The sequence below is a fragment of the Flavobacterium sp. AK-345 genome, from assembly GCF_058310175.1.
Window position 1 is genome coordinate 1 of the sequence record NZ_JBZEER010000020.1, and the last position, 8,158, is coordinate 8,158.

The following is an 8,158-nucleotide window of genomic DNA, read 5'->3' on the forward strand; positions in this document are numbered from 1 at the left end:
TAATACATCCGTTAGCATCTTTTACATAAACATCCCAGCTTAAATTTGCACCAGAATTAGTATCTACTGAAAGAACATTTCCACTTGCGAAAACAGTTGGAGCTGTAGTTCCGGCTATTACAACTGCATAAGTGTAATTTGGTGTACCGCCAGCTGCTGTAACTGTAATTTCAGAAAGACCATTATTACAGCTAATATTAGTTGATACCGCTGTTAATGTTAATGCATTTGCTGGTTCATTAATTGTTACTGTTGCTGTATTAGTACATCCTGTAGCAGTATCTGTAACCTGTACAGTATACGTTCCTGCTACAGCATTGGTTAATGTTAATGTGTTTCCAGATTTAGTAATAGTTCCTGTTCCTGCTGTCAAAGTATGAGTATAAGCTCCTGCTGTTGCAATGCCTGAAACTGTGAAAGTTACTTTACCTGTTGAACCGCCTTTACACAATACATCGCTGTCTTTGTTAGCAGTAATTACTATTGGAGTAACCGCATTGATAATAAATGATTTATTAAAATAACATCCATTAGCATCAGTTGCTCTAAAATTGTAAGTTCCCGCTGCTAGTCCTGCAAAAACACCTGTAGTATTTGAAGTTACAGAAGCTGCTGGTGATGTAATTGAGTATGTTATAGTTCCAACACCATTTGTAGCTGTTGCTGTAACTGTAGTTGTAGTCGCTGTACAAGTTACGGCAGCTGCACTAAAGGTAATATTTGTTGGTGGATTTAATCTATTAATTGTAATAGTCTGAACTCCAGTTTTACAACCTTGAGCATCTTTAACTACATAAGAAATAGTTTGATTAGTACCATTATCTGTAACAGATAATGTACGAGTACTTGTAAATGTTGTTCCTCCGTCAAAACTATATTCATAAGGAGCTGTTCCCGTTGTTGGAACCGCAATTGTAACAGTGGCCGCTTGTTTTACATTTGATGTGTTACATGTAAATGTAGTTGCACTTGCAGTAGCTGTTAAAGTAGTTGGTTGAGCAATTGTAATAGTTCCAACTGCAGATTTACAACCTTTACTATCCATTACCTGGTAAGAATAAATTCCGGCAGCTAAACCTGTATAATTAGATTGTGCAATAAATGCTGTTGGTACAGGTGTTACCGTACTATTATAGAATAAGTAAGTATATCCTCCTGAACCGCCTGCTCCAACTAATTGTACAGAACCTGTTGAAGCACCATTACATGTAGCATCAACTTTAGTTGCTGTTACTGTTGGGTTTACTATAGGATTTACTATTGCGTTTACAGTAGTAATACATCCTTTAGAATCTGTAATTTCAAAAGTATAAGTATCTGCTGTACTTGCAGAATAAACAAAAGATGTTCCGGTTATGGCAATACTTGCTCCGTAAGCACCTGCTCCTTTTTTAACTTTGTATGTAAAGGCACTGTTTCCTCCGGTAATATCAACCGTAATAGTAGCATCTGGAGATGCACTTGTACAATCTAATGTTTTTGAAATTGTAGCATTACCTAATAATTGAGGTGCAATTACAATATTGTTTATTAAAGATGTACAACTGTTGCTGTCTGTTACTACGATATTATGAGTACCAGGTCCAACATTTATAAATGTATTTGAAGTTTGAGCAGGCTGTCCATCTAAACTATAAGTTAAAGCTCCTGTTCCTCCAGTTACTGAAACAACAAGTGTAGATTGATTAACCGTGTCATAACATAAATCTGAAGTCGCCGCCAATGTTGCCGTTGGTGGAACTGATGATGTTACCGTAACTACAGTCGAAGCCGGAGAAGAACAAGAGTTTGCATCACGAGTTACTACGGTATAAGTACCAGCAGGAACATTTGTGAAAACACCTGAACTCTGGAATGCCGTAACTACTGTAGAACCATTTGATTGTCTTAACTCATATTGGTATGCAGGTGTTCCTCCTGAAGCAACAGCAGTTATAGTTGCACCTGTAGTACATGTAGGCTGCTTAGTAACCGTAGCTGTAATTGTTACGGCTGTTGGCGCTTTTACTTCTTGTGTTAATGGTACAATACAACTTGTAGCAGAAGCATCAAAACGTACTTGAATATTATAATTTTTACTAGTTAATCCAGTAGCTGTTACCGGAGAAACTTTAGAGTTAATCCAGGTAGCACCATTGTCTAACGAATAATCAAATCCGTAAGGAAGTTTAAAGTTTTGAGCAGCAATAGTGATTTCACCATTATTACCTCCGTTACATGTAACATCTTTAAACCCTGTAACTGAAGCTGTGAACCCCTTATTACTATCAATAACAATTGGAAAATCTTTGGTTGCAATACATGATTTAGGTATTTGACGAACCCAGATATCATCTAAAAGAACATCATTACCATTAAATTGAATACTATACGAACGAATAACAAAACTTAAATTATTATAGGTTCCTGGGTTTAACGATAATTCCTTATACTCCCATTTTTCAGATTTTGGTACCCTCCATGGATTTGAAGTATCAGTTGTAGCAACAATTGTTTCGGGACCACCTACTCCATTTAAGTTATTAATTAATTGAATAGTTAACTCAGGATCAGCATGTGATGTAGATGTCTTAACAATAAGGTTTTCTGCCCATAATGAAATAATTACGGGTTGATTTACAATTACATCTTTAATTGGTTTACTATATAATATACCGCCTACACCTGCAGAGCCTCCAACATTTACGCATAAAAATCTTCCTAAAGGATCAGCCGGAACTGTGTGATCTTTAGCAAAAATCCATGAATTACCAAAAGTAGTTTTAATAGAACTTGCAGCTGCGTACTTACCATCATTTATCTGATAATCATTAATGTCACCACATATAGCTGGCCAAGTTGTAGGGTGAGGTGTTGATTCATCCTCATAACAATAAAGTGGACTAATTCCAGGAATTGTAGTATAACCACCTTTACCAAAATCTTCTTGTAATAAATTACTATAAGTAGAAACCGTAGTTACATTATATTTAACAGAAACTGTATGAGATCCAGAAGGAACGTTTAAAAATACATTATTAGTAATTGGCGTATTAGCAACACCATTTAAATAATATTCATAAGTATAATTAGCAGATGTACCATTTGTAACTGTAACTGTACTTGTCGCACTTCCATTACAATTAAATACCGGATCTTCAACCTTAATAGTTGGTTCAGATGGTTTTTGATCTAAAACAATATCATAAGGAATAGTGTATTCGCAACCTAAAGCATCTCTTATTTTTAAGATATAACTTCCTGGCAATACATCTTTTTCATTTGAAGCTTGCCATGTAGCACCACCATCAAAACTATATTGGTAAGGAGCAGTTCCTCCTTGTGCATTGTTGATTCTTAATTTACCACCTTGTTGAGAAAGTGTACAACCAGCCAATTCTGCAACACCACCTGAAGCAGTCACAGCAGAAGTAGGTCCTGCAATTATAACTTGTTTTGCAGGATCTGTACAATATTTCATTTGAGGCTGAGACTGCCATTGTGGTATATATGAAATACCATATCTCACTATAACATTATATGTCCCTGGTTGTAAATTTGAGAAAACCGGATTAGTTTGATAAGTTCCTCCATTATTAATACTGTAAGACATACTATATCCGTTAGCGTTAGAAACGTTAACAGTTATTTGTGCATTATCATTATAACAATTACTATTTGTATTAGTAATCGTATAAGTTGGTTTTGCATTATTTGCAACAGTAATAGATGTTGTTGTTTCACAATTTTTAGAATCAACCACTCTAATATCATATTTACCAGGAGTTGTTACTATAATTTCATTTGAAGTTTGAAAAGTAGCTGACCCATTTATAAAGTAAAAATATGGCGCATAATTTCCTCCAGTTGCTGAAATAACAATTTTTCCATCGCTACATGCAGTTAATGGTTCTACCAAAGCAGCCGTTGCAACAATTTGACTTACTGGTTGCTGTATATAGATGTATTCAGAAACATCACAATTTTGTGTAGCATTAATAGGTCTGTTTGTAACTCTTACTCTATAAGTAATTCCAGGAGTTAAATTATTAAATGTATAATCTGAGTCTGAAACCGGACCTACAGTATTAACCACAGTGTTACCATCATAAATGGTGTAATAATATTGAGGATCAATATTAAGCGCTCCAACCTTAATTGTTCCTTTTTCACCAAAACATGATGGCTGAGTTACAAGCGTGCTAATTTGTAAATCTCTTTTTCTGATCAAAATACCAGGAACTTTAAAAATACAAGGATTAGATGTAACACCAATTTGTCTAATATGAACAGTGTACGAATTTGGATTAGTAATAGTAAAAATATTACTTGTCTGATAAGCTCCTACAGCTCCGTTAGGGTCTGTACTAAGAGCATATTCGTATCCTGCAGGAACACCATTAATGGTGATTTTTCCATTAAGTCCACAAATAATATCTTCATGTGTTTCTGTCGGATTTAATGAATTGGTAAAAACATTAAAATAAAAACGGTTAAAACATCCACCGCTATAATTTAATGTTAAACGATATTGTCCTGCTATACTTGCTGTATAATTAGCACCACTACCAACAGAAGCCCATGTACATGAGGTGCTTTCGTTTGCACAATTCTGATTGGTTACGGCCGTACAACTTGCCTCGTTTAACTTTTCCCAAACAATACTTGTTGCATCCGAAATATTCGTTGTGATTTGTCTTGATGCATTAGCACCACACAAGAAAATGTTAGGTAATTTTTTTCCATCATTACTACAGGTTACAACCTGATCTGCAAATGGAATAACCGGATTTTCTGCAGTATTACCAAATCTTGTTACAACAAAAGATTGATAAATAGATCTACAAGGCGCAGCTGCTAAATTATAAACATAATAAGTACCAGGATTTTTTACATTAAAAGTTTGTCCTGTTCCTATTTGGTTTGTACGAGCTTCATCGCTATACCAGGTATAGTTTGTATATCCGTTTGCTGCAACTAAGTTAATACTTTCACCACACAAAGTAACATTTTCAGTGAACTTACAACCATCAACACCAACTAAAAAGTTAGTCGCTTTTGGAACAAGAATACATCCTGTGTTAGTGTTAACACTCGGATCATCAGAAATTGTAAAAGTCGTATTTTGTGTACCTTTATAAGTAGCATATGCTGAGTTATCAATACTGTTTGAACATGCCTCACTTAACATATGGCAATCTGGAACAACCTGAACCTTAAAACTGATAATTTTTTCAGGATCACCAACTTTAACAACGTTATTATTAACTGCAAAAACAATATTTCTTGTTGTTGGATTATAACTTTGAATCGTAACCCCTGATGGCAATGAAACAATATCCGTAGGGTAATTAAAAATAATATTTATTGGTAATTGATCCCTTATCGTAAATGAGGTCGCATTATCATTACCTGTGTTTTTGAATCCAATCTCGTAATTTAACTGTTGCCCCAAGGTTACATTTTGACCACCTATATTAACCCCTGCAGCATTTTTTACAATTTTGGTTAGAACAATTTTAGGCTCAATAATTTCAACATTAAAGGCATTAAAAAAAAGTCCGTAACCATCACCGCTTGTTGTCAGTTTTAATTGTGCAGATGTATCATTATTTTTTATGACACTCCCACCTGGGTTTGCTGTGGTACCAGGGTTTGGTACATTTAAAATACCTGCTTCAAAACCAAGTGTGTTTCCACTTGCAGGATCCCTATTAGTATAAGGACCATTTGTATCGTTGATTGTACTATTAAAAAAGTTATTTACAAGACGTTCGGTTGTAGAAATATCCGTACCATTAACTGAATAGCGATCTCCTGTTAAGTTAACATCTCCTTCTAATGCTGCAAAAGCCAATTTTGCTTTTACACTTCCTACCGGAATAGTTTTAAAACCCGAAATATCATATGTAACTGCACCACTATTAGCCTGAATCCAACGGAAACCATCAAACGTTGTGATATATTTTGCAGATGACTTAGGATCTTCGTAAACAACAAATAAATTCCAACCTGCAGAATATCCACCATTGATAGTACCTCTTGCAGCTATAATATTTGCTGCAGTATAAGTTCCCTCAGGATTTGCTAATGCCTGTACTAATGATGTCGCGTCATAGTAATACGCATAAGGCATCTGATCACCGTTTGAAGTTGACGGATAGTAATCGTATATCAATGACCCCGTAATATTATTATAGGTAGTCTGACCAGGAAGTTTAAATTTAATCGAACCTAAATTAGCACGATTAACAGTTCCATTATCAACTGCACCTTTACTATAAATACCAGCCCAATAAAGCCCCGCATAAACAATTTTATAACATTCTCTACTACCCGTTGGGATAACCAAATTAGCTGAACTAGAGCTAAAGGTAGTATTGTCATTATCGATATCAACATACTGCATGTTGAGATCATTATTATTTTGGTCAGTTGCATTAAAGGCGTTATTTGGCCGTTGACCATTCCTTACATCTCTATTCAAAATATTATTTCCTATCAGAAGCATATCACCCTTTAAACTCTGATCAAAGCGAGCGGTGAAATTTTTCTGAGAGAATACAATAAAACTTTGTATAAAAAATAATACAACTAAAAGTGATTTTAATGTAGTAGGTTTTTTCATAGTATTATAGTTTCAGTTTAACTAATTGCCTGTTGAAGGGGCATTCAAAAAACAATTTTGTAATCTTATTTATTTTTAATTTTTATATGTCCTTCTAATAAAAGAAGTTGCCGTCCATATTATTATTTACAATTCTTAATTCTCCACTTTTACTATCGCCATTTTCCCGTTGTATGGCGCATTTCCTTTAGACTCCATTGCTTTTTGAGCTTCTTGTAATCCATCGACTTTTTCGTAATAGATGTAATATTTACTTGTTGTTACGTTGTAGAAGAAATTAACATCTGTACGTCCAGCGGCCACCGCTTTAGTTAAGAATTCATCTCTTTTTTCAACACTGCTGTGAACTGCAATAATCAAATAAAAACCGCTGTCAGCATTTTTAATATTTTTTATAATCTGCATGTTCGACTGGTCTTCACCAAAATCAAAATCACTTGCAGTTAACGGCGTACTACTTGGTTTCGTAGTTTCTTTTATACGTTTAAGAGCCGCTAAATCCTGTGCATATCTTCCCTGATCATTCTCATATGCTGCCTGCTTAATTCTTCGTTTTTTCTCAATTTCAGTTTCAGCTTTAATGCGTTCTAAATTCGCAAGTAATGCTGCACTATCCGCTTCCATTTTTAATTGTGCCGCTTTCAATTGGTTTATTTTTTCTAAATAAGCCCTGTTTGTTGCATCATTTTTATTAGGGAATTTTTTAAGTCTTTCGTTATATAAATTAGTTAGCCTTGCAATTTCATCTTTCTGAATTCTGTTTGCTTCAGCTATTTGTAATTTTAAAGCTTCTATCTGACTATTTTCAGCTGCAACACTTTTGAAAGGTTTTGGCTCTTTGTAAATTCCTTTATCACTTAAATCGTTTTCTTCTTTTAAGTCATCAAGATCTTTTTGTTTATTTGCCACACTAGCATTAAACTGTGTTAATAAATCATCTTGAGTTTTAGCAGATTCATCTAATGAAAGTGCTAAATTATCAATTGCCTTTCCTGCCTCATCTGTAGCAGCGGCTCTTGCAAGTGCATCTGCATCAGCTTTCGCTTTAGCGTCTGCAAGCAACTTCGCTTGTTGCGCTTCTTCAGCAAGTCTTAATTGTCTTACTTCTTCTTCGGCTTTCAGTTTTTCATTTGCTTCTGCATCAGCTTTCGCTTTTTGATCAGCCAATAATCTTGCTTGTTCAGCGGCCATATCAGCTTTGGCTTTTGCATCTGCAGCTAATTTTGCTTGTTGTGCGTCTGCATCGGCTTTCGCTTTTGCTTCTGCAGCAAGTTTAGCTTGTTGAGCTTCTGCATCTGCTTTTGCTTTATTTTCAGCAGCTAATTTAGCTTGTTGCGCTTCTGCATCGGCTTTCGCTTTTGCTTCAGCTGCAAGTTTAGCTTGTTGTGCTTCCGCATCTGCTTTGGCTTTATTTTCAGCAGCTAATTTAGCTTGTTGCGCTTCTGCATCGGCTTTCGCTTTTGCTTCTGCAGCCAATTTAGCTTGTTGAGCTTCGGCGTCTGCTTTTGCTTTATTTTCAGCTGCAAGTTTAGCTTGTTGAGCTTCTGCATC

General features: G+C 35.2%; 1 protein-coding gene and 1 pseudogene. Both read right to left on the reverse strand.

Annotation, left to right across the window (positions count from 1 at the left end):
- Window positions 1-6,607: hypothetical protein (locus AC4FQ3_RS22000; protein WP_491183293.1), on the reverse strand; the 6,607-nt coding region annotated here is incomplete at its 3' end.
- A gap of 135 nt (window positions 6,608-6,742) precedes the next feature.
- Window positions 6,743-8,158 (reverse strand): annotated as a pseudogene (locus AC4FQ3_RS22005) (PorP/SprF family type IX secretion system membrane protein); the annotation flags it as partial.